32 protein-coding genes and 2 pseudogenes are annotated in these 23,465 nt (G+C 42.3%); 6 read left to right on the top strand and 28 right to left on the bottom strand.

Annotated elements, in window-relative coordinates:
- Positions 1–140 precede the first annotated feature (140 nt).
- The 8 genes from J7E21_RS10110 to J7E21_RS10075 all read right to left on the bottom strand — a co-directional run bounded on the left by J7E21_RS10110 (position 141) and on the right by J7E21_RS10075 (position 3,309).
- Entirely contained in the window at positions 141–353 is a 213-nt protein-coding gene (locus tag J7E21_RS10110; protein ID WP_215107215.1) for a hypothetical protein, read from the bottom strand.
- Positions 328–492 carry a hypothetical protein gene (locus J7E21_RS10105; RefSeq protein WP_215107213.1) on the bottom strand — a complete coding sequence of 55 codons (165 nt, stop codon included), beginning with the start codon at positions 490–492 and terminating at the stop codon, positions 328–330. The genes J7E21_RS10110 and J7E21_RS10105 overlap by 26 nt, the downstream gene beginning before the upstream one ends.
- A 125-nt stretch (positions 493–617) precedes the next feature.
- Positions 618–758 (bottom strand): hypothetical protein, encoded by a 141-nt coding sequence (locus J7E21_RS10100; protein WP_215107211.1) that lies wholly within the window; start codon positions 756–758, stop codon positions 618–620.
- A 67-nt stretch (positions 759–825) separates the two neighbouring features.
- The gene (locus J7E21_RS10095) at positions 826–1,221 is read right to left on the bottom strand and encodes a hypothetical protein (protein WP_215107209.1); all 396 of its coding nucleotides are present in this window, start codon (positions 1,219–1,221) and stop codon (positions 826–828) included.
- Positions 1,222–1,388: 167 nt separating this feature from the next.
- Entirely contained in the window at positions 1,389–1,721 is a 333-nt protein-coding gene (locus tag J7E21_RS10090; protein WP_215107207.1) for a hypothetical protein, read from the bottom strand.
- Positions 1,714–2,217 carry a hypothetical protein gene (locus J7E21_RS10085; protein ID WP_215107205.1) on the bottom strand — a complete coding sequence of 168 codons (504 nt, stop codon included), beginning with the start codon at positions 2,215–2,217 and terminating at the stop codon, positions 1,714–1,716. Before J7E21_RS10085 ends, J7E21_RS10090 begins: the two co-directional genes overlap by 8 nt.
- 267 nt (positions 2,218–2,484) lie before the next feature.
- Complete coding sequence (locus tag J7E21_RS10080) at positions 2,485–2,847, bottom strand: hypothetical protein (RefSeq protein WP_215107202.1); 363 nt, start codon at positions 2,845–2,847, stop codon at positions 2,485–2,487.
- A 60-nt stretch (positions 2,848–2,907) separates the two neighbouring features.
- Complete coding sequence (locus J7E21_RS10075) at positions 2,908–3,309, bottom strand: hypothetical protein (protein ID WP_215107200.1); 402 nt, start codon at positions 3,307–3,309, stop codon at positions 2,908–2,910.
- A 603-nt stretch (positions 3,310–3,912) separates the two neighbouring features.
- On the opposite strand from J7E21_RS10075, the pseudogene J7E21_RS10070 reads away from it, so the two are divergent.
- Positions 3,913–4,891, top strand: a pseudogene (locus J7E21_RS10070) (IS30 family transposase).
- A gap of 402 nt (positions 4,892–5,293) precedes the next feature.
- Here J7E21_RS10070 and J7E21_RS10065 read toward each other — a convergent pair.
- The 14 genes from J7E21_RS10065 to J7E21_RS10005 form a co-directional block, all read right to left on the bottom strand.
- On the bottom strand, positions 5,294–5,785 hold the full coding sequence (locus J7E21_RS10065) for an SRPBCC family protein (RefSeq protein ID WP_215107198.1): 492 nt from the start codon (positions 5,783–5,785) through the stop codon (positions 5,294–5,296).
- A 462-nt stretch (positions 5,786–6,247) separates the two neighbouring features.
- Positions 6,248–6,373, bottom strand: a complete 126-nt coding sequence (locus J7E21_RS16420; protein WP_285228744.1) for a hypothetical protein — start codon at positions 6,371–6,373, stop codon at positions 6,248–6,250.
- A 195-nt stretch (positions 6,374–6,568) separates the two neighbouring features.
- Positions 6,569–6,805: a hypothetical protein gene (locus J7E21_RS16295; protein ID WP_251047948.1), complete on the bottom strand. Its 237-nt coding sequence runs from the start codon at positions 6,803–6,805 to the stop codon at positions 6,569–6,571.
- Between the two features lie 88 nt (positions 6,806–6,893).
- A complete protein-coding gene (locus J7E21_RS10055) occupies positions 6,894–7,556 on the bottom strand; it encodes a Crp/Fnr family transcriptional regulator (protein WP_251047947.1) in 663 nt (220 codons plus the stop codon).
- 905 nt (positions 7,557–8,461) lie between these two features.
- The gene (locus J7E21_RS10050) at positions 8,462–8,605 is read right to left on the bottom strand and encodes a hypothetical protein (protein ID WP_215107194.1); all 144 of its coding nucleotides are present in this window, start codon (positions 8,603–8,605) and stop codon (positions 8,462–8,464) included.
- Between the two features lie 419 nt (positions 8,606–9,024).
- Entirely contained in the window at positions 9,025–10,215 is a 1,191-nt protein-coding gene (locus J7E21_RS10045) for a LysM peptidoglycan-binding domain-containing protein (RefSeq protein WP_215107192.1), read from the bottom strand.
- A gap of 275 nt (positions 10,216–10,490) precedes the next feature.
- A complete protein-coding gene (locus J7E21_RS10040; RefSeq protein WP_215107190.1) occupies positions 10,491–10,643 on the bottom strand; it encodes a hypothetical protein in 153 nt (50 codons plus the stop codon).
- A 336-nt stretch (positions 10,644–10,979) separates the two neighbouring features.
- Positions 10,980–11,375, bottom strand: coding sequence for a hypothetical protein (locus J7E21_RS10035; protein WP_215107188.1), 396 nt, complete (start codon positions 11,373–11,375; stop codon positions 10,980–10,982).
- Between the two features lie 225 nt (positions 11,376–11,600).
- Entirely contained in the window at positions 11,601–11,759 is a 159-nt protein-coding gene (locus J7E21_RS10030; protein ID WP_215107186.1) for a hypothetical protein, read from the bottom strand.
- Positions 11,760–11,913: 154 nt separating this feature from the next.
- A complete protein-coding gene (locus J7E21_RS10025; protein ID WP_215107184.1) occupies positions 11,914–12,345 on the bottom strand; it encodes a hypothetical protein in 432 nt (143 codons plus the stop codon).
- Positions 12,346–12,366: 21 nt separating this feature from the next.
- Entirely contained in the window at positions 12,367–12,474 is a 108-nt protein-coding gene (locus J7E21_RS16550; protein ID WP_215107182.1) for a hypothetical protein, read from the bottom strand.
- A 183-nt stretch (positions 12,475–12,657) separates the two neighbouring features.
- Positions 12,658–13,065 (bottom strand): hypothetical protein, encoded by a 408-nt coding sequence (locus tag J7E21_RS10015; RefSeq protein ID WP_215107180.1) that lies wholly within the window; start codon positions 13,063–13,065, stop codon positions 12,658–12,660.
- Positions 13,066–13,573: 508 nt separating this feature from the next.
- Positions 13,574–13,714, bottom strand: coding sequence for a hypothetical protein (locus J7E21_RS10010; protein WP_251047946.1), 141 nt, complete (start codon positions 13,712–13,714; stop codon positions 13,574–13,576).
- 138 nt (positions 13,715–13,852) lie between these two features.
- Complete coding sequence (locus J7E21_RS10005) at positions 13,853–13,993, bottom strand: hypothetical protein (RefSeq protein WP_215107176.1); 141 nt, start codon at positions 13,991–13,993, stop codon at positions 13,853–13,855.
- Positions 13,994–15,418: 1,425 nt separating this feature from the next.
- Here J7E21_RS10005 and amaP point away from each other — a divergent pair.
- The 3 genes from amaP to J7E21_RS09990 are packed head-to-tail and all read left to right on the top strand — an operon-like array spanning position 15,419 to position 16,663.
- A complete protein-coding gene (gene amaP / locus J7E21_RS10000) occupies positions 15,419–15,970 on the top strand; it encodes an alkaline shock response membrane anchor protein AmaP (RefSeq protein ID WP_215107302.1) in 552 nt (183 codons plus the stop codon).
- Positions 15,971–15,981: 11 nt separating this feature from the next.
- Positions 15,982–16,191 (top strand): DUF2273 domain-containing protein, encoded by a 210-nt coding sequence (locus J7E21_RS09995; protein WP_215107174.1) that lies wholly within the window; start codon positions 15,982–15,984, stop codon positions 16,189–16,191.
- 25 nt (positions 16,192–16,216) lie between these two features.
- Positions 16,217–16,663 carry an Asp23/Gls24 family envelope stress response protein gene (locus J7E21_RS09990; protein WP_251047945.1) on the top strand — a complete coding sequence of 149 codons (447 nt, stop codon included), beginning with the start codon at positions 16,217–16,219 and terminating at the stop codon, positions 16,661–16,663.
- 244 nt (positions 16,664–16,907) lie between these two features.
- Here the strand turns inward: J7E21_RS09990 and J7E21_RS09985 are convergent, their stop codons facing one another.
- From J7E21_RS09985 to J7E21_RS09970, 4 genes and pseudogenes are all read right to left on the bottom strand, one after another.
- Complete coding sequence (locus J7E21_RS09985) at positions 16,908–17,753, bottom strand: IS3 family transposase (RefSeq protein ID WP_215107172.1); 846 nt, start codon at positions 17,751–17,753, stop codon at positions 16,908–16,910.
- Positions 17,689–18,252 carry a helix-turn-helix domain-containing protein gene (locus J7E21_RS09980; RefSeq protein ID WP_215107171.1) on the bottom strand — a complete coding sequence of 188 codons (564 nt, stop codon included), beginning with the start codon at positions 18,250–18,252 and terminating at the stop codon, positions 17,689–17,691. Before J7E21_RS09980 ends, J7E21_RS09985 begins: the two co-directional genes overlap by 65 nt.
- Before the next feature lie 79 nt (positions 18,253–18,331).
- Positions 18,332–18,535, bottom strand: a pseudogene (locus tag J7E21_RS09975) (ATP-binding protein); the annotation flags it as partial.
- A 275-nt stretch (positions 18,536–18,810) separates the two neighbouring features.
- Positions 18,811–19,065, bottom strand: a complete 255-nt coding sequence (locus J7E21_RS09970; protein ID WP_215107169.1) for an SHOCT domain-containing protein — start codon at positions 19,063–19,065, stop codon at positions 18,811–18,813.
- Between the two features lie 627 nt (positions 19,066–19,692).
- Between J7E21_RS09970 and J7E21_RS09965 the strand changes: the two genes are divergently transcribed.
- Positions 19,693–20,307, top strand: coding sequence for a recombinase family protein (locus J7E21_RS09965; protein WP_215107167.1), 615 nt, complete (start codon positions 19,693–19,695; stop codon positions 20,305–20,307).
- Positions 20,308–20,373: 66 nt separating this feature from the next.
- A complete protein-coding gene (locus J7E21_RS09960) occupies positions 20,374–20,562 on the top strand; it encodes a hypothetical protein (protein WP_215107165.1) in 189 nt (62 codons plus the stop codon).
- A gap of 564 nt (positions 20,563–21,126) precedes the next feature.
- Here J7E21_RS09960 and istB read toward each other — a convergent pair.
- Positions 21,127–21,870 carry an IS21-like element helper ATPase IstB gene (gene istB, locus J7E21_RS09955; protein WP_215107163.1) on the bottom strand — a complete coding sequence of 248 codons (744 nt, stop codon included), beginning with the start codon at positions 21,868–21,870 and terminating at the stop codon, positions 21,127–21,129.
- Entirely contained in the window at positions 21,867–23,414 is a 1,548-nt protein-coding gene (gene istA / locus J7E21_RS09950) for an IS21 family transposase (RefSeq protein WP_215107161.1), read from the bottom strand. The genes istB and istA overlap by 4 nt, the downstream gene beginning before the upstream one ends.
- Between the last annotated feature and the right edge of the window lie 51 nt (positions 23,415–23,465).

The following is a 23,465-nucleotide window of genomic DNA, read 5'->3' as shown; positions in this document are numbered from 1 at the left end:
ACCTAACCAACCCACCAGCAGAAAGACGATAACATTGACGGGATTTTCCTGTGAAAATCTTGGCAGATAGAAGATGCACGGCCACCTAACCGAGTCTGTCGGCACTTCGCTCTGATCCCTCGTTCGCAGCTGTTCTGACCCTATACGCTGTCTTGAAGCATTTTCTCAACGCCTTTGTAATTGTCATAGCATTCTCCCCGGTAGCGTCCCTCCAAAAAACCTAACAGTGCTTCTGGTCCGATTGAAAACCGGCGCTCTATAGTTTCCAAAGAGCTGTCTTTGTTGTGGTAAAGATACAGCATCGTATAGACATCCTCATCGCGGAAATTAGCCAAGTATTTGCTGGGTGTCATCTGAGGTCTCCTCTCTTTCAATGGCATCCCACTTTCTATTCAATCGCTTATACAATTTGTACCCGGCGATATATTCCTCATAACCACGCATCTCCCAATTGAATGTATCTTGTACTTCCGCAGATTGATATTTTCCCATGAGCTATTCCTCCTCGAATCGTCTGTTTAAGAATTTGGTGTTATTTCTTTTGTGCCGACTACTTGAATTCCTCATAAGTCTCCGTGCAGCAAGCGCATATCCCTAGCTTGGAGATATTCCATGAATCAGTGCCCATGTAATTTTGAGGGATTTTTTTCTTTCTCTTCTTTGTATTGTGTATAACCTTGGATGAACTCTTCGTATGATTGCAGACGTCGCTTATTCACATGCACCATTTTCACAGGATTCTTTACTCCAACAGCCATTCTGTCCATCTCCCTTTTCTTTTGATGGCCTACAGGTCCATCCAGTTCTTCTCCCGACAGCTTCCGCTCAGCAATTCTGCCAGCTTTGATCCAACTCCTGCCACGGGAGGAACATCTCCCGATTGCCCTTCAAGTAATAAGGAATAACACCATACAGTTCGTTCGGACAACTTTTAGACAGCTGCAGTAAATGCCGGAAAACTTGTTCAGACACTTCGTATTTCTCCATGCAATTTAGCAAGGCCTTTACTTTTTTAGTTGCCTGTTCCATCCCTATATCATCGAGTTGGACCCAGAATGTTTCAACTTGAGTCTGTTTCTCCCTGCCCGTGAAACAAGTGATTTCACGCGCCAACCTGGCGAATAACGTAATGGAGGTCAACCCATTTTCCATGTTTACATCTTTGGATTTGAGAAAGAAATAAGTGACTGACTTCTGAGGAATCACCTGTTTTTGTGCCATTTTCTTGGTTCTCCTTTTTCCTTTTCAGTGAGGTTCTTTATGAAAACGAAACCAGCTCCGAACGGGGGGGATAATTTTGAATTATTAGAACCGCAACCACTTTTATCATGGGAGATCCGTGTTGACTACCTATTCATCAGACTGGAATGGTTTTACAACTTGATTTACTAATGGATTAAATTCTCAACTACAGTTTTACCTTCAATTTCTTCTGATCTTTTTATGATTTGACCTTTTTCATACATGAAGTGAGCTGTCTTTTTAGAAAGCGTTTTTTTGTTTACGTTGTCCAGAAAGCCGATAGAGAGCCATTTTCCGTTGGCAGTTTGAACAAAGTCCAGAAGCTTGAAATTCACTTCTTCTGCTAACATTTCAGTTACCTCCAGTTTCATTATCATCTTCGTCCCCTTCCAGTCGCTGGCGTATCGATCCCATGGTTTAGGCGTCTTCTCTTGCAGCTTCATATCCACAATTTTCTTTTCGGCATATTCTTCAAACACAAGCACCTGCCCCCTTTCTAGAATGCCAATAGTGCATAACTGCAGAATTATCGGGCAAATCAAGAATTTCTTGCAATGCAATGACCGGAATTTGCTGTTCAAGAACCAGAAGCCCCTCAAAAAGACGTCCTACAAAATGTTCCACGGGTTCAAGCGATTCGAGCTGCAGACAGCACAACCCATGTTCCATCGCCCTCACCTGTTGCAAGTAGTTTGTTGGAAATAAGAGGGCCTGTTGTTTGAGCGCTGACGTGAAAACGGGAACTTCTTCAGACACCAGGAAAACTTCAGCCATGTTAACAGCAGACTCGCCTTCCTGAATTCCATAGAAGGATACTTCCATATTCAGCGAACAGCAAAAACCGGATTTGCTGTTCTCCAGTTTGACTGCTCGTTTCTTCCTGAAACTCCATATTCCCGAAGTCCATTCAACTTCTGCGTTCATTAATTTGCTTATTTTCGCTGCTTCCTGTGCCAATAAATCTGTTCCTGCCACTTAGACCACCCCTTTCTCTTTTGTACTGTTTGTAGCCGCTGATATACTCCTCGTACATCTGTAAATAGCTTTTAGTTTGGTTATCCATACTTGTTTCTTCCTTTAAAATAGCAGTCATCCGATTCATCCTCCTCAGAATTGTTCATTACAATGATTAGTCATCCAGCTGGCAGGGGAAAAGAGCAATTATTCCGAATTCTCACTTGATAAAAAAACAGCTAAATATAAATTTCACTTGTATCTGCTTTGGCTATTTAGGATGCGATTTCAGGTAATGAATTCCTTGCTTGCGGATTTCAGGTGATAGGGCGTGATGTAAAAAAGCTCTGTCGGACTGCTCTTCGATAATTGACATAAGCTATAGAAGACACTTTGTGTGAGTTCGTATCGCTGCTTGCAATCTGGTAATGCTCTTGCTTTTTCAGATGTGTGTCCCAACTTCACCTCATCTATGTCCACCCATACGGCCTGAACCTGAGTCTGTACCTCCCCTTCTTTTCTAAAGGAAGTTTCTCTTGTCAGGCGAACAAAGAAAGTGAGAAAAGCAACTCCATTTTCAACATGCACATCTTTGGCTCTGAAAAAATAATAGCCAACTGATTGTTGAGGCAATTGTTCCATCTTTTTCATTTTCACTTCTCTCCTCTCTTCTAAACCAAGAATTGTCGTACGTTCCTCTGCTCACTTCTTTTATCCCAGTCTACAGAGCGCTTCGGAAAGGCGTTCAGCAAAATCTTCGAAAGGTTCCTGGGATTTTAAACGGAGGCAATACATGCCACGCTCCATTGACAGGTGCTGCGAATAACTGATGGGAAATAAAATAGGATGCTGTATCAGTGCCTGTGTAAAAATCGGTAGTTCTTCGGGAAGAAGAAAGACTTCAGCCTCATTAACAACCTTCCGGTCATCTCGAAATATTCTAAAGGAAACTGTTAGGTCCAGTGACCAGCAGACACACATATCAAGGCTCCTGTGCACGTCAATCATCCGTTTCTTTTTGAGCTGCCAAAATTCTGCATTCAATTCCACTTCTGTGCCCATAAATTCGATTACTTTCTCAGCCGTTAATGCCAGTGAATTTGTTTCTATCACTCCAACCACTCCTTCCACTCTCTTCAATCAATTTGCTGGCATGCTAATCCGTTTACTGCGATTTCCCATAACTACTGCTTTCTAAGCTACCGATTGCCTTCCCTGAGATAAAGGCGAGTAGACTTTCTTAAATTAAGTTATCTGATTTACTTGCATTTCCTAAGTATTAAAAATCCAGCCAATGATATGAGCTGCCTGTGCCACTGAATCTGTTCCTGCCACTTAGACCACTTCTTTCTCTATTAACTGTGCAAAATTGATAATCGGCGCATCTTTCTATAAATCGGCATAAATTCTGCTAAACAGAACGGCCTTTTGATAGAATCTTTTTAGCGAATGCCGGATCAGTCAATAAAAGAGTCCGGGTTTCTGAACCTTTATCTTCCAGATACAAAGCGCGTAAATATCCAAATAATTAAGGTATATATACCCGATACTTTAACCCTATACTATCCATGTATTTTGTACTGTGACATTTCTCACGTCTGAAGATTCTTTTTAAATATCGCCGATTGTAAAATTAAGCTAGACAACTGAAAAAGCCATTCGTGGTACACTCTAAATGTATTTTCCGACCAAAGAAAAACATAGGAGTGATCACGAATGACCTACACACATCTTAACACGGATGAATTGGTGATGATAGAATCCTACCACCACCAAAATACACCTGTGGCGATAATCGCTGAGCGCCTGAACCGTTCCAGGCAGCCGATCTACAATGTCGTCAACTTCCTGAAATCAGGGTATACAGCCCTCGACTTCTACACACAATACAAGAAAAATAAGAAACGCTGCGGTCGATGAAAAGTTGTCTTGCCGAAGAAACAAGTTGCCTATATTCAAGACAAGGTAGCTCAGGACTGGACTCCGGATGTCATTGTCGGCCGTGCAGAAACGCCAATCAATTGTTCCGCGCGCACGCTCTATCGCATGTTCAAAAATCAGGTCTTTGATGCAGCCACACTGCCGATGAAAGGGAAACGGAAACCCAATGGCCACCAGGAACGCCGGGGAAAGCAGGAACGCCGGGGAAAGCAGGCGTTCAAACGGCATATTTCCGAAAGGGAAGCCGATTATCCTTCTTTCCAAAAAGAGTTCGGGCACATCGAAGGTGACACCATTGTGGGCGCTCGCCACAAAAGTGCGGTGATTACGCTGGTAGAAAGGCTGACGGAAAGTCATCATCGCTTTGAAGCCTGCAGGACGCAAGGCATGCGATATTGAAACCGCTTTGAATCAGTGGTTTCAAGGGGTCCCGAGAAATCTGTTCAAATCCATCACGTTTGATTGTGGGAAGGAATTCTCCAATTGGAAACCGCTGTGCAACCGGAACGACGTCTCGATTTACTTTGCGGATCCCGGAACACCTTCTCAGCGCGCCTTGAATGAACATTCCAACGGGCTCCTTCGTAAAGACGGCTTGGCAAAGGAAATGGACTTCAACCAGGTCGATCAATCGTTCATTTCCACGGTGGCTGACAAGCGGAATAATATTCCGAGGAAATCGTTGAATTACCGCACACCATTGGAAGCATTTTTGAATCACCTGAATGGGGTAAACTTGTCTAGCTTATATTGACAAACGGAAAATTGTAAAATTTCAGACAAAGACCAACCTCAAGGGTGAACCGCACCTCCGTTATTAGACACAACTAACAACGGAGGTGCGGGGTGCGGTTTTTCTATGGCTAGATTTTCAGTTGAAGACAAGCTAGAAGCTGTTCGGAAATATGTGGGTGGTCATGATTCGCAAAAAAAACCTTGCGAAATGCTATGGCGTTGATCAGAGGATGCTCAAGCAATGGATTGATTTGTATCTGATTCACGGAAAAGGGGGATTACGGCCACGCTATACAAATTACACACCCGAGTTTTAAACTGAACGTACTGAAGTTTATGAACGATACCGGGGCGTCAGCTTATGAAGCAGCTGCGATTTTGGAATGCTTTCCGTAAGAGACTTCAGTTAAAGCGGTATTCTCTAATTTTTTTCTAAAAAATTCTTGAATTCTTCGTTCATGTTTACATAGCCGATAGCTGTTTTATATATCATTCCATTCATAAACAAAACTATTGGACCTTCGAATTTTTCTATTTGCTTAAACCTGATTAGATTCTCATCGATATATTCAATGATAAATTCATGAATACCTCTATATCCAATAAGCAAAGATCCTCCACCCCAAACTACTTTCTTACCATCCTCTATTTCAAAAACAGTGGGTTTAAAATTCATTTCTTTAAGACCAGGTGATTTTACTTTTATCATCATTTTATTTCCAACCTTTAATTCACCCTTTGCCACAGGAATAAAAGAATTCCATTGTGTCCAAGATTCAAAATCTACAAGTGCATTCCATGCTTTATCAACAGTAGTATTAATTTCTACCCAAGACTCTAAAATTCTAGTTAAGCGATATTTTTTCAAGATTATTTCACTTGTTTTCCCAATTTTTAAATTTTTTACTTCCATAATTTTCACTCCCTCTTTTACTTATTGTGTTATAAATCTATTACAAAAAGTTTTGCAAGCCCATATAAAGAAACCCTTATTTCTTTATATTCGAGAATTCCGAATATTTTTTGATTTTTTGTTTTATTATAGATTATCATCTCCTGAAAATGCTTATTAATTGATTATTAAAATTCCTGTGTTCCTGTTAAAATCCGTTCGTAAAAGTACACTTATACAAACAAAAAGGAGAAAAGATGTGCTGCGTTCAGCCTCTTCACTCCCTTTTTTTATCCAAACGACTTCCGATAAAGTGGTCATATGTGAACTTGTTTTCTTCACCTTATTGATTCAGCAAAGAATATTTTAAAAATCAAAAAGGAAGACCCAATGGCTCATTTTAAGTATTTGGTCGTCCTCTACCTTCACTTTTTCTTTGACGGATTCTTTTTCGCTTTGTTGAATTTTAAAAATCATTATTATTTACATTGCTGTCTTTTTCGAAAGAGTTTTTTTGTTTTCATTGTCCAGAAAGCCGATGGGAAAAGTTTTCCCGTCGACAGTTTGAACAAATTCCAGAAGCTTAAAATTCACTTCTTCTGATAACATTTCAGTTACCTCCCGTTTCATGATCCTCTTCTTCCAGTCGCTGGTTCAGGAGTCCTCTTTTGCAGTTTCATATAAACACTTTTCTTTTCAGCATATTCTTCAAATACAAGCATCCGCACTCTTTCTTGCATGCCAATAGGGCGTAACTGCAGGTCATCGGACAAATCAAGGGTTTCTTGTAATGACCGGAACTTGCTATTCAAGAACCAGCAGCGCCTCATAAAGACGTCCTGCAAAATGTTCAGGGGGTTCAGGGGGTTCAGGGGGTTCAGGGGGTTCAAGCGATTCGAGCGATTCGAGTTCCAGACAGCGCAATCCATGTTCCAGCGTCATCACCTGCAGCAAGTAGTTTGCCGGAAATAAGAAGGCCTGTTGTTTGAGCGCTGACGTGATAATGGGAACTTCTTCAGGCAGCAGGAAAACTTCAGCCATGTTAACAGCAGACCTGCCATCCAGAATTCCGTAAAAGGATATTTCTATATTCAGTGAATAGTAAAAACCGGATGTGCAAGCTCTTCTGCTAATCGATTTTGCATAAAAAGATTGGACAGTTTTCACAATTTATTTCTGACTTTAAATGCTCAATGTCATGGAGAAGGATTTTCCCTTCACTTAAGGTTAGTATTCCGCGCTTTTTCAAATCCCCCTGTATCCGGTTGACCATTTCTCTCGTCATTCCACAGAAATTCGCCAAGTCTTGGTTGGTCAGCATCAGATTAATCAATATTCCTTTTTCTGTTTGTAAGCCATAGCTATTGGAAAGTCTGATTAGCGTCGAATACAACGCTCCTTTTTTGCCATGCAGCAGCAAGTCCCGGAATTTCGTCTGGGTTTTCTGCTGATCAATGCCCATCCACTTCATAAAGGCAATGGACAGTCGTCCATTAGACAGTAGCGCCTCTTCAAGATCATTTATCGGAATATGAAGAATTACCGTATCTTCGATTGCACGTGCATCCAGCATGTATTTTGGTGTTTCAGAAAAAACAGTCGCTTCTCCGACCATTTGGGAAGGACCGCAGATCTTCAGCGTAAGTTCCTGGCCGTCCGGCGTTACTTTTTCTATCCGGATTTTGCCGGAGCGAATGATGAAGAACCCACTGACGGCATCTCCTTCACGGAATAAATAATTATCTTTTTTTAATTCTTTGACTTGATGGCGTATGGACAGCAATTCTTCCATTCCTGTTATTGCATCTACGCTTCCTGTATCAACCATTTAGACCAATCCTTTCGGTTGCCTTCCCTTGAGAAAAAAGCGAGTAGACTTTCTTACATTAAGTTAGATGATTTACTTGCGTTTCTTAAAAAAACTCAACCGGATTATTATTCAGATAATTCAGTAAACTATACAGACTAGATATTTGTAAAAAAACCTATTTTTACCTGTAATGAACTAAAAAATTATTATTTAATATAACTTCACCATTACAATAAACCTAAAGTATAACCTTGAATATGTAAAGTTGTTTCACATTATTCTTTCAATTCAGATTTTTTAAATGTTATTCTTATATTCTTTTAGTCGCAATGAACTTACCTTTAAACAAACGAAAAAAGAAGATGCATGAACTCCCGCATCCTCTTCTCCTTTAAAATTCAATGCTTCCCTTCTTGCATCGTCAACTATAGCTACAGCGTGATAAATGCCCCATTCCTAGTTAGATTGAATCAGAACGGATTACAAGTTAACGGGTATAACGATGGTCCTTTTTGGCAGTCAATTGTCGTTCACTTAGTGAAAAAATTCCTGCTGTTTTTGCAAAAAAAAAAAGAGAATATATAATAGTAATCTAGTAATCTTAAAAAAGAAAAATAAAAGCACTGCGTCGAAAATGGTTGCATTAGTCGCCAGCGATCTTCATCGCCGAAAGATCCACAACGTTTTATTTGACTGAAGAACGGCCCTAACGCATTGGCGTTGTAGTCGTCTCGGAAGACAACTTGGAAAAATCATTGAACTCGAACCCGATTTGATCATAACCCCTGATGCTTACTAACGTTGCATAGCTCCCAGTTCCTGAGTAGATAGTATTGAAGTGTGGCCGCGGGCCGATCGGCTGGTCCGAAGCGATGGATTTCATTCGCTCAGTACCACTTCATCCACGTCTCGATTTGCGTTTTGTTCTTGTTGCCGTACTTTTCCAAAATTTCCTTTGTCGTAAGCTTCCCCCTCATTTTTCCTTTCATGACGGCCCATTTGGTTTCACTTGAATACACGTTTTTGCCCATGCAAAAACACCTCCGATTTCAGTACTTGTGATAAATGTACCCGTTCAAAGGTGTTTTATAGTGTCCCAATAATTTAGGCTGGTCTAAGAACCACTTATGGTTTTTTAGGAAAAGCATGCTTTTGTGGAAATCGTTCCTTTTTAAAACACATGTGGTTTAAACTTTCTGTTCTTTTCGAGTTTCACCATTAATTCTCTCGGCCTATTTAAGTTGTCCCAAAAGCTTCTGATCCGAAAAGGGCGTAAGCGCAAGAACAACGAAGTCGAGACCCGGGGCATGATGTCGCAGCTCAAACTCGCTTTGGGGTTGAGCTCCCGCATTCTAATTCTTCATTTTGATCAAGTGAAAAGCGGGTTTTCGGCATATCGGCACACAAAAAAACGCCCTCAGCAGAAGGCGTTTTTTCTTGTGCTTAAGCGTCAGCGCGGGATAATGAGCACTTGCCCGACACTGATCAAATTGACGTTGGTGATTTTGTTGGCCGTGGCGATAGCTGAGACGGTCGTATTATAGGTGCGTGCGATGCTGTAAAGTGTGTCACCGGCTTTTACCGTGTATTTGACGGTCGTCACTGGCGGCGGTGTTTGTGTTGTCGGGATGATCAAGACTTGCCCAACGTGGATCAGGTTTACGTTGGTGATTTTGTTGGCCGTAGCGATAGCTGAGACGGTCGTATTATACTTGCTGGCGATGCTGTAAAGTGTATCTCCCGCTTTCACCGTATATTTGACGGTTGTAACTGGAGGAGGTGTCGGTGCTTTTACCGGAATCACCAATACTTGCCCAACGCGGATCAAGTTGACGTTTGTAATGTTATTCGCTGCTGCGAGTGCTGCGACTGTGACATTATACTTTTTCGCGATGCTGTAAAGCGTGTCCCCGGCTTTGACGGTATAAGTGGTTGCGCCTGTCGGAGGCAATTTCAAGAGCTCGGAAATGGTCACGAATTTGTAGCCTTTCGCTTTCAATTTGCTGATCATTCCCGGCAAGGCGCCCGGTGTTCCGGAAGCTCCTGCACCAGTGTGCATCAGAACGATGGAGCCCGGTACGATGTTGTTGACGACTTTATCGGTGATTACAGTCGATGATAAGCCTCTCCAGTCAATGGTGTCGATGTTCCACTGTATGGTGTGCGTATAGCCTGCATCCCCGACGCCTTTCAGGACGGTAGCATTGTAAGCACCGAATGGAGCCCGGAAAATAGGTTTTGTCGATTTGCCCGTGACATTTTTGTAGGCAGTTTCTGTTTTAGCTAATTCACTTTGCATAGCGGCGATGCTGATTTTTGTGAAATCCGGATGTGAATAGGAATGATTGCCGACCTGGTGTCCAGCGTTTGCGATATTGCGGATCCAGCTCGGGTGATGGTTGATGCCAGTCCCTGTAACAAAGAAAGTAGCTTTGACGTTATTCGTTTTTAGAATATCGAGGATTTTGTTGATGTTCGTTCCATCCGCGCCGTCATCAAAAGTTAAAGCGACCACTTTGCTGGTCGTGTTGCCTTTCGTGACGAACGTCGAAGAAGCGGCATCAGCTTGACCTGTGAATGACAGCAGTGAAAAGAGTAATAATCCCGTGATAGCTAACAACTTGCTCCATTTGAAAAACATTGTGCTCACCCCTTAATTTAGTTGGTCGGCAACCGGCTTATGTATGTGAAGAAAAGATGTGTACAAGAAGCCGATTCTAATGACTTACTAAAATCCTCTGCTCAACGGCTTTGTAATTGTCATAGCATTCTCTCCGGTAGCGTCCTTCCAAAAAACCTAGCAGTACTTCTCGTCCGATTGAAAACCGGCGCTCTAAAGTTTCCAAAGAGGTTCCCTTATTGTGGTAAAGATACAGCATCGTATAGACATCCTCAGCGCGGAAATTAGCCAAGTATTTACTGGATGGCATCTGGGGTCTCCTCATTTGCAACGGCCTCCCACTTTTTCTTCCATTGCTTATACAATTTGTACCCGGCGATGTATTCCTCGTAGTAGCACATACTCCTATTGACTGTCCCTTGTACTTCTGTGGATTGATTTTTTTCCATGAGCTATTCCTCCTCGAATCGTCTGTTTAAGCAGTTGGATTTATTTCTTCTGTGCCGACTACTTGAATTCCTCATAAGTCTCCGTGCAGCAAGCGCACATCCGTATCTGGGAGACATCCTATGAATCAGTGCCTATGTAGTTTTTCTTTCTCTTCTTTGTATTGTTTATAGCCTTGGATGAACTCCTTGTACGATTGCAGACGCCGCTTATTCACATGCGCCATTTTCACAGGAATCTTTACCCCAACACCCATTCTGTCCAACTCCCTTTTCGATTGCCGCGTAACTGGCTCAACAACAAATCCTTTTCGTTTGATGGCTCCCGGTAGCTTCCGTTCAGCGATTCTGCCAGCTTTGTTCCAACTCCTGCCACGGGAGGAACATCTCCCGATTAGCCTTCACGTAATAAGGAATAATGCCAACTAGTTCGTTCGGACAACGGTTGGACAGTTGCAGTAAGTGCCGGAAAACTTGTTCAGACACCTCGTATTTCTCCATGCAAGTTGGCAAGGCCTTCACTTTTTCAGTTGCGTGTTCCATCTCTATCTCATCGATTTCGACCCAAAATGTTTCAACTTGCGTCTGTTTCTTCCTGCCCGTGAAACAAGTGATTTCACGCTCCAACCTGGCGAATAACGTAATGGAGGTCAACCCGTTTTCCATCTGAACATCTTTGGATTTGAGAAAGTAATAAGTGACTGATTTCTGAGGAACCAACTGTTTTTGTGCCATTTTCTTGGTTCTCCTTTTCCCTTTTCAATGAGGTCTTGATGAAAACGAAGCCAGCTCCGAACGGGGGGGGATTTTGAATTAGCAGCACCGCAACCCCTTTTACCCTGGGAGAACTATCCTGCGGCTTGCCTATTCAATAGTTCAGGCAGTCTAAAGAGAGCCAGAATGGAATGGTTTTACAACTTCATTTAGTAGGATATAAAACTTTCAACTACAGTTTCACCCTCAATTTTTTCTGATTTGCCCTTTTTCATACATGGAGTGAGCTGTCTTTTTAGAAAGCGTTTTTTTGTATTCGTTGTCCAAAAAACCGATAGAAAACCATGTTTCATCGGCAGTTTGAACAAAGTCTAGCAGCTTAAAACTCACTTCTTTTACTAACATGTCGGTTACCTCCCGTTTCCTTATCATCTTATCCAGTCGTTGGTTCAGGCGCCTTCTCTTGCAGACACTTTTCTTTTCGGCATATTCTTCAAACACAAGCATCCGCACTCTTTCTTGCAGGGCAATAGGGCATAGCTACAGATCATCGGGCAAATCAAGAGGTTCTTGCAATGACCGGAACTTGCTGGTCAAGAACCAGCAGCGCCTCATAAAGACGTCCTGCAAAATGTTCAGCGGGTTCAAGCGATTCGAGTTGCAGACAGCACAATCCATGTTCCATCGTCACCACCTGCTGCAGGTAGTTTGTCGGAAATAAGAAGGCCTGTTGCTTGAGCGCTGACGTGAAAATGGGAACTTCTTCAGACAGCAGGAAAAATTCAGCCATGTTAACAGCCGACTCGCCTTCCTGAATTCCGTAAAAGGATACATCCATATTCAGTGAACAGCAGAAACCGGATGTGCGGTTTTCCAGTTTGACTGCTCGTTTCTTGCTAAAACTCCATATTCCCGAAGTCCATTCAACTTCTGTGTTCATTAATTGGCTTATTTCCGCTGCTGCCTGTGCCAATGAATCTGTTCCTACCATTTAGACCAATCCTTTCTCTCATTAACTGTGCAAAATTGATAATCGGCGCATCTTTCTATAAATCGGCATCCGGTTGACCACTTGTCTCGTCATTCCGCAAAACTTCGCCAGGTTCTGGTTGGTGAGCATGCGATCAATCTAAAGTGGGAAGCATATGTTCTGCTAAGCTGGATCAGGGATATCGAATCTTCGGTTCACTGTTTTTTCAGTTGTTGTCATTTCTCAACATGTTAGGCCTTCGCTGTTTTAGCGCACTGGCAGGGGGAAGAGCAATGATTCCGAATTCTCATTTGATTAAAAAAATACAGCTAATTATAAATTTTGCTTGTGCCTGCTTTGGCCATTTAGGATGCGGTTTCGGGTAATGAATTCCTTGTGCGTGGATTTCCGGTGATAGGGCGTGATGTGAAAAAGTTCTTCAGGACAACTCTCGGATAAACGACATAAGCTATAGAAGACACTTTGTGTGAGTTCGTATCGCTGCTTGCCATCCGGTAATGCCCTTACTTTTTCAGATGTGTGGCCCAACATCACCTCATCTACGTCCACCCATACAACCTGAACCTGGGTCTGTACCTTCCCTTCTTTTCTAACGGAAGTTTCTCTTGTCAGGCGAACAAAGAACGTGAGAAAAGCCCTTCCATTTTCAACATGCACATCTTTGGATCTGAAAAAATAATAGCCAACCGATTGTTGAGGCAATTGCTCCATCTTTTTCATTTTCACTTCTCTCCTCTAAACCAAGTATTGTCGTACGTTCCTCTGCTCATTTCTTTTTTCCCAGTCTACAGAGCGCTTCCGAAAGGCGTTCAGCAAAATCTTCGAAAGGTTCCTGGGATGTTAATCGAATGCAATACATGCCATGCTCCATTGTCAGGTGCTGCGAATAACTGATGGGCAACAAAATTGGATGCTGGATCAATGCCCATGTAAAAACCGGCAGTTCTTCGGGAAGAAGAAAGACTTCCGCCTCATTAACAACCTTCCGGTCATCTCGAAATATTCTAAAGGAAATTGTTAGGTCCAGTGGCTCGCAGTCACACATATCAGGGCTTTTGTGCACGTCGATCATTCGTTATATAAACCTATTACTTTAAACCTATACTATCCACGTATTTTGTGTTGTGACATTTCTCACACACGAGGAGTTTTTTGAAAAATTGAAAACTTCGGATAAAAAAGTCATCCTCATGCTCATGGGCAAGCTCTTCTGCTAATCGATTTTGCATCAATAAATCGGGCAGTTTTCACAAGTTGTTCCTGACTTTAAATGCTCACTATCTTGAAGAAGGAGTTTTTCTTCACTCAAGGTCAAAAATCCACTCTTTTTCAACTCATTCAGCATCCGGTTGACCATTTTCCTCGTCATTCCGCAAAAGTTCGCCAGGTCCTGGTTGGTGAGCATGCAATCAATCTAAAGTGCAAAGCGTATGTTCTGCTAAGCTGGATCAGGGATAGCGAATCATCGATTCACTATTTTTTTAAGTTGTGGTCATTTTTCAACATGTTAGGCCTTCGCTGTTTTAGCGCACACAGCAGCTTTTTCCATTTTGTACTGTTTGTAGCCGCTGATATATTCCTCGTACATTTGCAAATAGCTTTTAGTTTGGTTATCCATACTTGTTTCTTCCTTTAAAATAGCAGTCATCCCATTCATCCTCCTCAGAATTGTTCGTTACAATGATTAGTCACACAGCTGGCAGGGGGAAGAGCAATGATTACGAATTCTCATTTGATTAAAAAAATACAGCTAATTATAAATTTTGCTTGTGCCTGCTTTGGCTATTTAGGATGCAATTTCAGGTAATGAATTCCTTGTGTGTGGATTTCTGGTGATAGAGCGTGATGTAAAAAAGTTCTTCAGGACAACTCTTGGATAAACAACATAAGCTATAGAAGACACTTTGTGTGAGTTCGTATCGCTGCTTACCATCCGGTAATGCCCTTACTTTTTCAGATGCGTGTCCCAACATCACCTCATCTATGTCCACCCATACAGCCTGAACCTGGGTCTGTACCTTCCCTTCTTTTCTAAAGGAAGTTTCTCTTGTCAGGCGAACAAAGAAGATGCATAAACTCCTGCATCCTCTTCTCCTTTAAGATTCAATGATTTCCTTCTTGTTTCGTCAAAGGTAGCTACAGTGTGATAAATGTCTCGTTGCCAGTTAGATTGAAGCAGAACGGATTACAAGTTAATGGGTGGAACGATGCTCCTTTTTGGTAGTCAATTATCGTTGCACTTAGTGAAAAGATCCCTGCTTTTTTTGCAAAAAAAAAAGAGAATATATAATAATCTTAAAAAAGAAAAACAAAAGCAATGCGTCGAAAATGATTGCATTAGTCGCCAGCGATCTTCATCGCCGAAAGATCCACAACGTTTTATTTGACTGAAGAACGGCCCTAACGCATTGCGTCGGACGCGAACATCGTAGGCATCGACGAATGGCCGAATGCCAACCCCCTCTTCCTGGAAACAGCTGGAGGGAGAGAAGATGTGCTTTAACTAGCCTCTTCTCTCCCTTTGTAATCAAGTAGCTTCTGATAAACCATTGTTTATGTGAACCTATATCTTTTTGAAATCCCGGCTTTAAAAGCTTATAAAACAGCCTTTTGAATGTATTTTTTTCTAGTAACTCCAGCTTTGCTAGATTCTCTGTAGAAGCCAATGAAATTAGATTGTTGACTGTATCTTACTTGGCATTAAGCTACATTCACATTCAATAGAAAAGTTTAAGCACTTCACTCCATCCTTTTTCTTTCAAATGTAAGATGATGCCTTTTTACCTTCCTGGAAAAAATCTAAAACCCCTCTTTTTTGCCTAAAAAAAGGTATTTTTCATTGACTGTCTAATGTTATATCAAGTAGGCTTCTTGTTTCATAGTAGGCAGAGAGTTATCAGGCAGCCTTACTGTCTGTATCGTAACTCTCAGTCCAAATACTGGGGGGGTGATTTTTTTCTTGATGTCTCTTACTTCGAGTGGTGACGGCTCTAAGTTGCAGATTGCTTCAAGTAATAAAAAAAGAGAAACATGAAGAGGGTACACAGCCTGATGTTGAGAGGGGGCAAACACCATTAACCCGTTTAATCGCTTTTTACTAATTGTCTTCGGAGTAACTGGGTTACTAAGTATATTAGTATTGGCATCGGTCATTTTTGAGATCCCATACATCTCACCGTGGGTTCAGTCTTTTGATGGCACAGAATGGTTCTTTTATACGGTACTTTCCGCGAGTATATTTATTGGCTTCATCTTTCTAATTTTACTTCTATCTGGCCTTTTTTCTCCTACGCCAGAAAAGCAGATTATCATTCAAACGGGTGAGGGCAACATTGAAATTTCCAGAAAAGCAATAGAGTCTGTTGCGCTTCGTTCAGTTAAAGAACTTAGTGGTGTACGAGACCTTCTTGTCCGAGCAACCATTAATCGGAAACAGAACGCTGTGTCGATTAAAGTGAGTTGTCAGGTATTCGATCAAACCAAACTGCCATCTCTAGGCAAACAAATGCAAGAACGCGTAAAAGAATCCGTAGGAAGTCTGTTAGAGATCCCTGTTGAAAACGTTGAAATTATAATTGGGGAAACCAAAGAGCTCCATAAAAAACAAACGCAGCGTGTCGTGTAAGGGGGAGGCTGATGAAAACATCTGATTATTTGATGCCCTATCATGGTCGCTTGGCTGGACTGTTAATTGGGGTTATTATTGCGAGTTTATTTCTGACAATTGACGTAGGTCCAACTCTTTTTATCTTGGCATGTGCCGCTATCGGGTACATCATCGGAAAATGGAAAGATGGAAAACTGGATACAGCATCGTGGTTTCAGTTTTTGAAAAACAAACGATAAACTAACACGACAGGAGAAGATAAAAATGAAAGAAACTTCAACAACAAACAACGAGGTAAGCGTCCACAAAAACAAATTAACATTTGAAGAACAGGTTATTAAAAAAATTGCAGGTATTTCTGCGAGTGATATTAGCGGAATCTTGTCAATGAGTGGTGGGTTTATGAGTGGCATTGCGGACCGCTTTCGTGCTTCTGGGGATATCACAAAGGGAATTGACGTCGAAGTTGGCGAAAAGCAAGTAGCACTTGACCTAAAAGTCATTGTGGAATATGGAAAAAGTATTCCGGCTATCTTCGAAGAAACGATTGCCCAAGTCAAAAAATCCATGTTTAACATGACAGGTCTTGAAGTAGTGGAATTAAATATGCACGTAGAAGATGTGATGACAAGAGCCGAATTTGAAGAAACAAGTAAATTCGAAGAAAAAAATGCCCCTGAAGCCGGAGAAGTGACAAGAACCCTCGAATAACACCTATAATCAGTAAGAAAAAACAAGCGTGTGCCCAGTAAGATGGCGCATGCTTGTTTTTTTGAATGAACCTAGAGTAACTGGTTTCCTTCTTTGATTTTGAAAGTTGAGTATTGCGGAACGAAAAAGCCACTTGTGCGGAGTTTTGAGCCACTAATTGCGGAGAATGAGGCCAGTAAATGCATAGAAGAGAGCCACTGGTTAAACTGCGCCGGGTAGTGACCCCTAAAAGTTAGAGTTATATTTATGCAGCCAATTTTTGTTTGATGCGTTTGTTGTTGTAGTAATAGATATATCGTTCAATCCGCTGCTTTAATTCTTCGTACGAAACCAACGCTTCTCCGTAATACATCTCCTGCTGCAGGAGGCCGAAGAAATTTTCCATAGCCGCATTGTCGGCACAAGTCCCTTTTCGGGACATGCTTTGGAAGATGCGTTGTTTCTTCAACGCTTTCACCCAGGCAGGGTGCTGGTAATGCCAGCCCTGATCGGAATGGATGGTGGTCCGGTAGACCGCTTGCTCCTCGACGGCCGGCAAGACTCGATACAGCAACTCCAGAACGAAGTCGAGGGTTGGCCATTTTGACATACTCATCCCGATAATTTCGCCGTTATACAGATCCATAACCGGACTTAAATACAGCTTTTCTTCTCCTGTACATTTGAATTCGGTGACGTCCGTCGTCATTTTTTGCAAGGCATGTGGTGTGGAAAACCTACGGTTCAACCGGTTTTTGGCGATGGTTCCGACTTTTCCCTGATACGATCTATAGCGGGATTTCCGGATGAACTTTACGCATTTCAAGCCCAATTCGCCCATGAGGCGCTGCACTTTCTTATGGTTGACGTCGTATCCCTGTGCCTGTAACTCCAGGTGGATCCGGCGGTACCCGTAACGACCTTCGTGTTTGTCGAAAAGGGCCCGGATGACCGTTTTCCAGTCCCGGTCGCGGTCTTCCGAATTGAACCGCTGCCGGTGGTAATGTAGGTCGCTTCTGGAAGATCCACGATCTTCAACACATCTGTTAATCGGAACTCTTCTTCTTGGAGTTCGAATGCCAGCGCTGCTTGTGCTTTTCGAGGAAGGCATCCGGATTCTCCTGGAAAGCGTCCAACTTTTTTAAATACGCCACTTCCAGACGAAGAAGCTCATTCTCCCGTTCCAATTGTTCTTCACGGGACAGCGGCTTTTCGAGCTTGACCGGTTTGTGTTTTGATTTTTTTGACATAGAGGGTCGTCCTTTCGCACGTTTTTCCAAGCCTTCTACCCCTTCGGCTAAAAATTTACGCTTCCAATTCGCGATCAGTGGTGGATTTTTCAACTTAAATCTGATTGCCGTCTCTTGGTAAGAAGCACCTGTTTGTTTCATAAAGTGTAATACATCCACCTTGAATTGAACAGAATACACCTGATTCGTCTGCTTCTTCCGCAACCCCTTTTCCCCAAAAACCTCATAAGCCTGTACCCAGCGTTTAATCGGAGCAGAATTAGGTATTCCGTATTTCTGGGCTAACAGGTTATACCCCACCGAATTTCCCAAGTATTCTTTCACCAACTGCAGTTTGAAATCCTCACTATATTTTGCCATAGAAAAAACACCCCAAAAGTTAGATTTGAACTCTAACTTTTGGGGTGCACTACCCCGGTGGCTCTCTTCTATTATATGGTCAACGAGGAGCGACTAGACTATGTCGTTCACGCATTGATATCTCACCATCGATCAGTATTTTATAGGAGTCATGGACAATCCGGTCAAGAATCGCATCAGCCACCTGGGCTTGTCCAAGTTTGGAATGCCACCCTTCGGGCGAGAACTGCGTACAGAAGATGGTAGAAGTCCGTTTGAGCCTTGCGTCGATAATTTCTAAAACATGATGTTTGGGGTTCAGTTCACATGTCTCGCAAAGGCACGCCTGCTTATAATTCCTGAATCGAAACGCTGTATCTCGACGGAATACACAGCACGACCAATGCATATGTCATTCGAATCGTCGAAGAAGACCTAGATTATTAAAACTATCTCCGAATCCAGACAAAACTAAACAACCAACCGCCGGTGAAATACCGGCAACTGGCTGCTTAACCGTTATCAAAAGGTGTTTTCTTACTATCGCAAAAACGCCACTCAGTGCCGTTAATGCGCCACCTATTTTTTAGTGTCGTATCCCTCTAGTTCATGCAAACGTTCCCGGTATTCTTCGGTGCTGATTTCCCCCCGTGCATAGCGCTCTTTCAGCAAGTCCGTTGCACTGGAAGAAGAACGGCTACCACCTTCTGCATTTGGGGGTTTTCGCATGAAATAGACTATCAGCACCACGGCTAGGACGACAAACAATAGCAGAAAAAGCGCCAAAAAGAACATAGTACCCCAATTCCCATTATGCATTCCGTAATTCCACATTGCTGTTTTGCTCCTTTCATGATGTACTACCCGGTACTCTCCCGTTTTCTAAAACCTTTGGCTTAGATGATTTGAGGTAGCTGCAATTGGAACATCCTAACTTCTTTCGCCGTTCCAATTGCAGCTGTTTTCTTTATCATTAGTGTATCATAAAAAATTATGAATATTTCGATAATTAAGAGAAGACAACTGTTTTTCCAATTTAGAACCGCAGTCAAGTTTCCACGGGCTAAAATCTTGTTTCCTGTCTCTGGATCGCAATATAAAGAAAAGTGGCATTATTTTATTGACATTGAAGCTCTATATTAAATCCTACTCAAAATTGAATATAGAACGTAAAAGACGTTTCCTTTCACTGTTAGTTTGATGTCTTACAATTTCAGTGCAGTTCACTCTTTGCATAATTTAGTTACAAAATAATCCTTTTTTCATTTATAGAAATTTCTCTGTTCAAAAAAGCGTTCGTAAAAGTACACTTTTACGAACGCTTTGAAAACGGCTTAAAATGACCTGAAAAGACGTTCGTAAACGTATCAAAACACTTTACGAACGTTCGCGAATTCACACACACTTTTACGAACGGTTTTCAGGTATACTGAGAGAAAGAATCGTTTATAGAGGTGAATTATGGAACATCGCAAATTTGGTTACATACGTGTTAGCAGCAAAGATCAAAATGAAGGACGTCAATTGGAAGCCATGAAAAAAATGGGTATTAATGGACGAGATATCTATTTAGACAAACAAAGTGGAAAGAACTTCGAACGAGCCAACTATCAATTATTAAAACGAGTCATTCGGAAGGGCGACATTTTGTATATACACTCCCTGGATCGGTTCGGCCGGAACAAGGAAGAAATTCTCCAGGAATGGAATGACCTCACGAAAAACATTGAAGCTGATATTGTGGTCCTGGATATGCCGTTGTTAGATACGACACAATACAAAGATAGTATGGGGACTTTTATTGCCGATTTGGTTTTGCAGATTCTTTCGTGGATGGCAGAAGAAGAACGCGAACGTATCCGGAAACGGCAGCGTGAAGGAATCGACCTGGCGTTACAGAATGGCATCCATTTTGGCAGACCAACCGTTTTTGCTTCAGAGGAATTTAGAGAGGTTTATAGAAAATGGAAAACTGGGGAAATAACTGCTGTGAGAGCTATGCAGGAAGCTGGAGTGAAAAAGACGAGCTTCTATAAATTAGTGAGAGAATTAGAAGCAGAATCTGTTACATTATGATATAGAAGAAACTAAAAAAAGTGAGACTTCAATTTGAAGTTTCACTTTTGGAAAAGGAGAAAACATATGAAAAAGTATATTTGTAACGAGTGTGGAGGAGAATTCTCCAAAAATCAACTCGATTTAGAATTATTAGCAGAGGGTGAGACTTTCTGCAAAGGTTGTGCTAGCAGCTTAATGGAAAGTGGAAGAGACTATGTAGATCCTGATCATAATTTTGAAACGTATGAAGACTGGGACAAAAATGGACGTTAACTAAAGTAATAAAAGCATTAAGAGTAGACCGACCTTAATATAGTTGGTTAAGATTTTTTATTATTTCTTTGCTTACTATATTGAGCACTATAGTTTAACTACCTTCCGAAACGATATATCTTTTTGGAAAAATAATTTTATATCTACTCGATATGAACCCATTTTTGATCAATCTTTTGACAAATTGGGTTCTTATTACTTTTTATACCATGTGATTTTGGAAGACGCTTATGAGCAACCTTGTTTATAAGCTAAACAAGCGCCTCACTCACAGTCACTGGCTCTATTGTCCACAAACATTGGACTAAAACTCCGCACAACTTACTCATTCTATCTGCAATACTCATTCTGGAATTTCCTCCACCTTTTTTCAATATGAATTTTTCTATTGTGGTAACGTTTCCGAGTCTCTAAAGTGTCCTTCTGAATTGCCTGAAGAAGGACAAGCTCGAGAACCAGTCGTGCCATGAAATAGAACCAAGGCGGACACGTTTGAGAACCACTTCGGACATCAGAGAACCACTCATAAGAATAAAAAACCGCCCTCGGGCGGCCTTCTTATTCTTATGAGTGAATCCCGAGTCTTTCACGCATGGAAATCTTTCCGTCAATGAAAATGGAATGTGAACTATGAATCACCCGATCAAGGATGGCATCGGCCAACGTTGCTTCGCCAATTTGTTCATACCAACCGCCTGGTTCAAATTGAGAACAGAAGACGGTGGATGCGTTCTGATACCTGGCTTCAACGATTTCCAAGACATCTCTTGCCTCATTTTCAGTCAAAGAGACAAGCATCCACTCATCTAAGATCAATAAGTTTACCTTCCGGTAAGCTTTCATGGTTTTTTGGTAAGTTCCATTCAATCGCGCAAGGGCAAGCTCATCCAACAGATCCGGCAGCCGGATATACTTGGCGCTATAACCCGTACGGCAGGCACTGACACCCAATGCACAGGCCAGATAGGATTTTCCGTTCCCAGAAGCACCCTTAATAATGACGTTCTGCTTGTCCCCGATATAATTGCAACTGGCCAAGCGCAGGATGGTGGTTCGATCCAGCTTTCGGTCTTCGTGATACTGGAGGTCTTCGATGCAAGCGTCTGGCATGCGCAAATTCGCCTGCCGGATCAGCCGTTCCAGTTTGGTGTTCTTTCTGCGGATGTATTCACTGTCGATCAATAAATTGAAACGATCCTCAAAGGACAATTCTTTGTATTGGGGGTCGTTCATCTGGCTGTAATACGTGTCCGCGATGGCACTCAAGCGCATTTCATTCAGTTTGGTAATGGTGGATTCAATGGTCATTTATTTTCCCTCCCATAATAATCGGCCCCTCTGACAAACCCGTGCTCTTTTGAAAGGCTGATGTTTTTATTTCTGGATGGACTGGCAGTGATGACGTCACGCTCAGTCTTTAGAATCGTCTTAATCGTATTCAGGCTCATCCTCGGTGAGAAGGACAATGATTTTTCACAAGCGACTTCCAGTTCTTGCTCACTGTATTGCGTTCCAAGTTTGGAAATCGCCAGACACAGCTTTAACGCCTGTTTTTCATTTGTCCCATTTTGTAAGATCGTTCTGATAGCTTTTTCCGTAGAGGGTCCGATGGACGCTCCCCACTCGATGAAATGTGCAGGCGTAAACGTCACAAACTGCTGATGTTTGGGAGGCAAGTGATCGAAAGTGGTTTCAGTTTGCCCCTCTTTTCCGAAAAGTCGTTTATGGGAGGCGATTCGGAAATGCTTAAAGAACACCTCCACCATCGTTCGTGTGACGCGGATTTCCACCACATGCTTGATGTATTCGTAAGGTACGGAATAATACATCTTGTCTTCCGAAATATGATAATCTAACTGTACAATGGCTTTTTTCCAGTGAGCCATCTCGTATTGGGAAGCCGGAAGGGGGAGAAGCGCGAACTTCTCTTCTTCCAAAAAGGCTGTAAGCCGGCTTCCTTTTTTCTTTTGAAATTCTTTCTGATTAAATTCTTCCAACTTAAGCCGGACGGCTTCATTCAATTCATGGAGCGAAAAGAAAACCTGATTCCTCAATGACGCGATAATCCAGGTTGTGATGATGCCGACGGTGCCTTCTACACTTGGCTTATCCTTCGGCTTCCGAACCCGCGCCGGCAGGATGACCGTCTGGTAATGTTCGGCCAACTCCTGATAGGTGCGATTGATGATTGGTTCGGTAGGAGAGGGCTTTTCAACTCCTGTCTTCAGATTATCGGGCACCAGGGTCCGCGTGACACCCCCGATGAATTCAAAGGCATGAATATGTCCCGTGATCCAACTCAGCGAATCCATCGAATAGAAACCTTCTACATACGAGTAGGAACTGCATGGCAGTGTTGCCGCAAAGAGATAAACCTGATGAATTTCACCCGTCTCCTGATCCTTAACTTCCATGGAGGATCCAGCCCAGTCGACTTCAAGGGATTCAGCCGGTTTTCTTTTGATTCGCATGGTCGCCTTGGTCGAAACGGCAAACTGATTGTACGCCCTACAAAACTGGCGATAGCTGTAGGGGATCGTATTTCCGTTCCGGCTTACGAGCACATATTCATGCCAAAGTAGGGACAAAGTGACTCCATTCTTCGCCATTTCTCTATGGACGTAGTCCATATCCGGTAGATACCGTTCATCAGTGGCATGCTTCTCCGGAAAGAGGAGTTTTTGCAGCTCTCTATCTCCAATCTCTTCCGGCAAAGGCCAAGAAATCCCTTTCTCTTTTGCCTTCTCCAGCACCTCGGTAATCGTATTCCTCGAGCACCTACAGCTGGATGCGATTCCCCGTTTCGTCACATCTTGAGAATCCAATCTGAGAATCTCCCGATATTTGACCATAAAAAACCTCCTATGCAATTTATTTGCGGAATATTCCGCAAACTCATTATA

Source organism: Planococcus sp. ISL-109 (assembly GCF_018613655.1).
GTDB lineage: Bacteria > Bacillota > Bacilli > Bacillales_A > Planococcaceae > Planococcus.
Note: the sequence above shows the minus strand (reverse complement) of the source record. Positions and strands in the feature narration are given on the sequence as shown.

Excerpts from the sequence above, each read along its gene's own strand:
- J7E21_RS10110 (WP_215107215.1), bottom strand. The coding sequence starts at position 353 with ATGACACCCAGCAAATACTTGGCTAATTTCCGCGATGAGGATGTCTAT.
- J7E21_RS10105 (WP_215107213.1), bottom strand. The coding sequence starts at position 492 with ATGGGAAAATATCAATCTGCGGAAGTACAAGATACATTCAATTGGGAG.
- J7E21_RS10100 (WP_215107211.1), bottom strand. The coding sequence starts at position 758 with ATGGCTGTTGGAGTAAAGAATCCTGTGAAAATGGTGCATGTGAATAAG.
- J7E21_RS10095 (WP_215107209.1), bottom strand. The coding sequence starts at position 1,221 with ATGGCACAAAAACAGGTGATTCCTCAGAAGTCAGTCACTTATTTCTTT.
- J7E21_RS10080 (WP_215107202.1), bottom strand. The coding sequence starts at position 2,847 with ATGAAAAAGATGGAACAATTGCCTCAACAATCAGTTGGCTATTATTTT.
- J7E21_RS10065 (WP_215107198.1), bottom strand. The coding sequence starts at position 5,785 with ATGGAAGTAAAAAATTTAAAAATTGGGAAAACAAGTGAAATAATCTTG.
- J7E21_RS16420 (WP_285228744.1), bottom strand. The coding sequence starts at position 6,373 with ATGTTATCAGAAGAAGTGAATTTTAAGCTTCTGGAATTTGTTCAAACT.
- J7E21_RS16295 (WP_251047948.1), bottom strand. The coding sequence starts at position 6,805 with ATGGCTGAAGTTTTCCTGCTGCCTGAAGAAGTTCCCATTATCACGTCA.
- J7E21_RS10055 (WP_251047947.1), bottom strand. The coding sequence starts at position 7,556 with ATGGAAGAATTGCTGTCCATACGCCATCAAGTCAAAGAATTAAAAAAA.
- J7E21_RS10050 (WP_215107194.1), bottom strand. The coding sequence starts at position 8,605 with ATGGGCAAAAACGTGTATTCAAGTGAAACCAAATGGGCCGTCATGAAA.
- J7E21_RS10045 (WP_215107192.1), bottom strand. The coding sequence starts at position 10,215 with ATGTTTTTCAAATGGAGCAAGTTGTTAGCTATCACGGGATTATTACTC.
- J7E21_RS10040 (WP_215107190.1), bottom strand. The coding sequence starts at position 10,643 with ATGGAAAAAAATCAATCCACAGAAGTACAAGGGACAGTCAATAGGAGT.
- J7E21_RS10035 (WP_215107188.1), bottom strand. The coding sequence starts at position 11,375 with ATGGCACAAAAACAGTTGGTTCCTCAGAAATCAGTCACTTATTACTTT.
- J7E21_RS10030 (WP_215107186.1), bottom strand. The coding sequence starts at position 11,759 with ATGTTAGTAAAAGAAGTGAGTTTTAAGCTGCTAGACTTTGTTCAAACT.
- J7E21_RS10025 (WP_215107184.1), bottom strand. The coding sequence starts at position 12,345 with ATGGTAGGAACAGATTCATTGGCACAGGCAGCAGCGGAAATAAGCCAA.
- J7E21_RS16550 (WP_215107182.1), bottom strand. The coding sequence starts at position 12,474 with ATGCTCACCAACCAGAACCTGGCGAAGTTTTGCGGAATGACGAGACAA.
- J7E21_RS10015 (WP_215107180.1), bottom strand. The coding sequence starts at position 13,065 with ATGAAAAAGATGGAGCAATTGCCTCAACAATCGGTTGGCTATTATTTT.
- J7E21_RS10010 (WP_251047946.1), bottom strand. The coding sequence starts at position 13,714 with ATGACGAGGAAAATGGTCAACCGGATGCTGAATGAGTTGAAAAAGAGT.
- J7E21_RS10005 (WP_215107176.1), bottom strand. The coding sequence starts at position 13,993 with ATGACTGCTATTTTAAAGGAAGAAACAAGTATGGATAACCAAACTAAA.
- J7E21_RS09995 (WP_215107174.1), top strand. The coding sequence starts at position 15,982 with ATGAAAACATCTGATTATTTGATGCCCTATCATGGTCGCTTGGCTGGA.
- J7E21_RS09990 (WP_251047945.1), top strand. The coding sequence starts at position 16,217 with ATGAAAGAAACTTCAACAACAAACAACGAGGTAAGCGTCCACAAAAAC.
- J7E21_RS09985 (WP_215107172.1), bottom strand. The coding sequence starts at position 17,753 with ATGCCTTCCTCGAAAAGCACAAGCAGCGCTGGCATTCGAACTCCAAGA.
- J7E21_RS09980 (WP_215107171.1), bottom strand. The coding sequence starts at position 18,252 with ATGGCAAAATATAGTGAGGATTTCAAACTGCAGTTGGTGAAAGAATAC.
- J7E21_RS09970 (WP_215107169.1), bottom strand. The coding sequence starts at position 19,065 with ATGTGGAATTACGGAATGCATAATGGGAATTGGGGTACTATGTTCTTT.
- J7E21_RS09965 (WP_215107167.1), top strand. The coding sequence starts at position 19,693 with ATGGAACATCGCAAATTTGGTTACATACGTGTTAGCAGCAAAGATCAA.
- J7E21_RS09960 (WP_215107165.1), top strand. The coding sequence starts at position 20,374 with ATGAAAAAGTATATTTGTAACGAGTGTGGAGGAGAATTCTCCAAAAAT.
- istB (WP_215107163.1), bottom strand. The coding sequence starts at position 21,870 with ATGACCATTGAATCCACCATTACCAAACTGAATGAAATGCGCTTGAGT.
- istA (WP_215107161.1), bottom strand. The coding sequence starts at position 23,414 with ATGGTCAAATATCGGGAGATTCTCAGATTGGATTCTCAAGATGTGACG.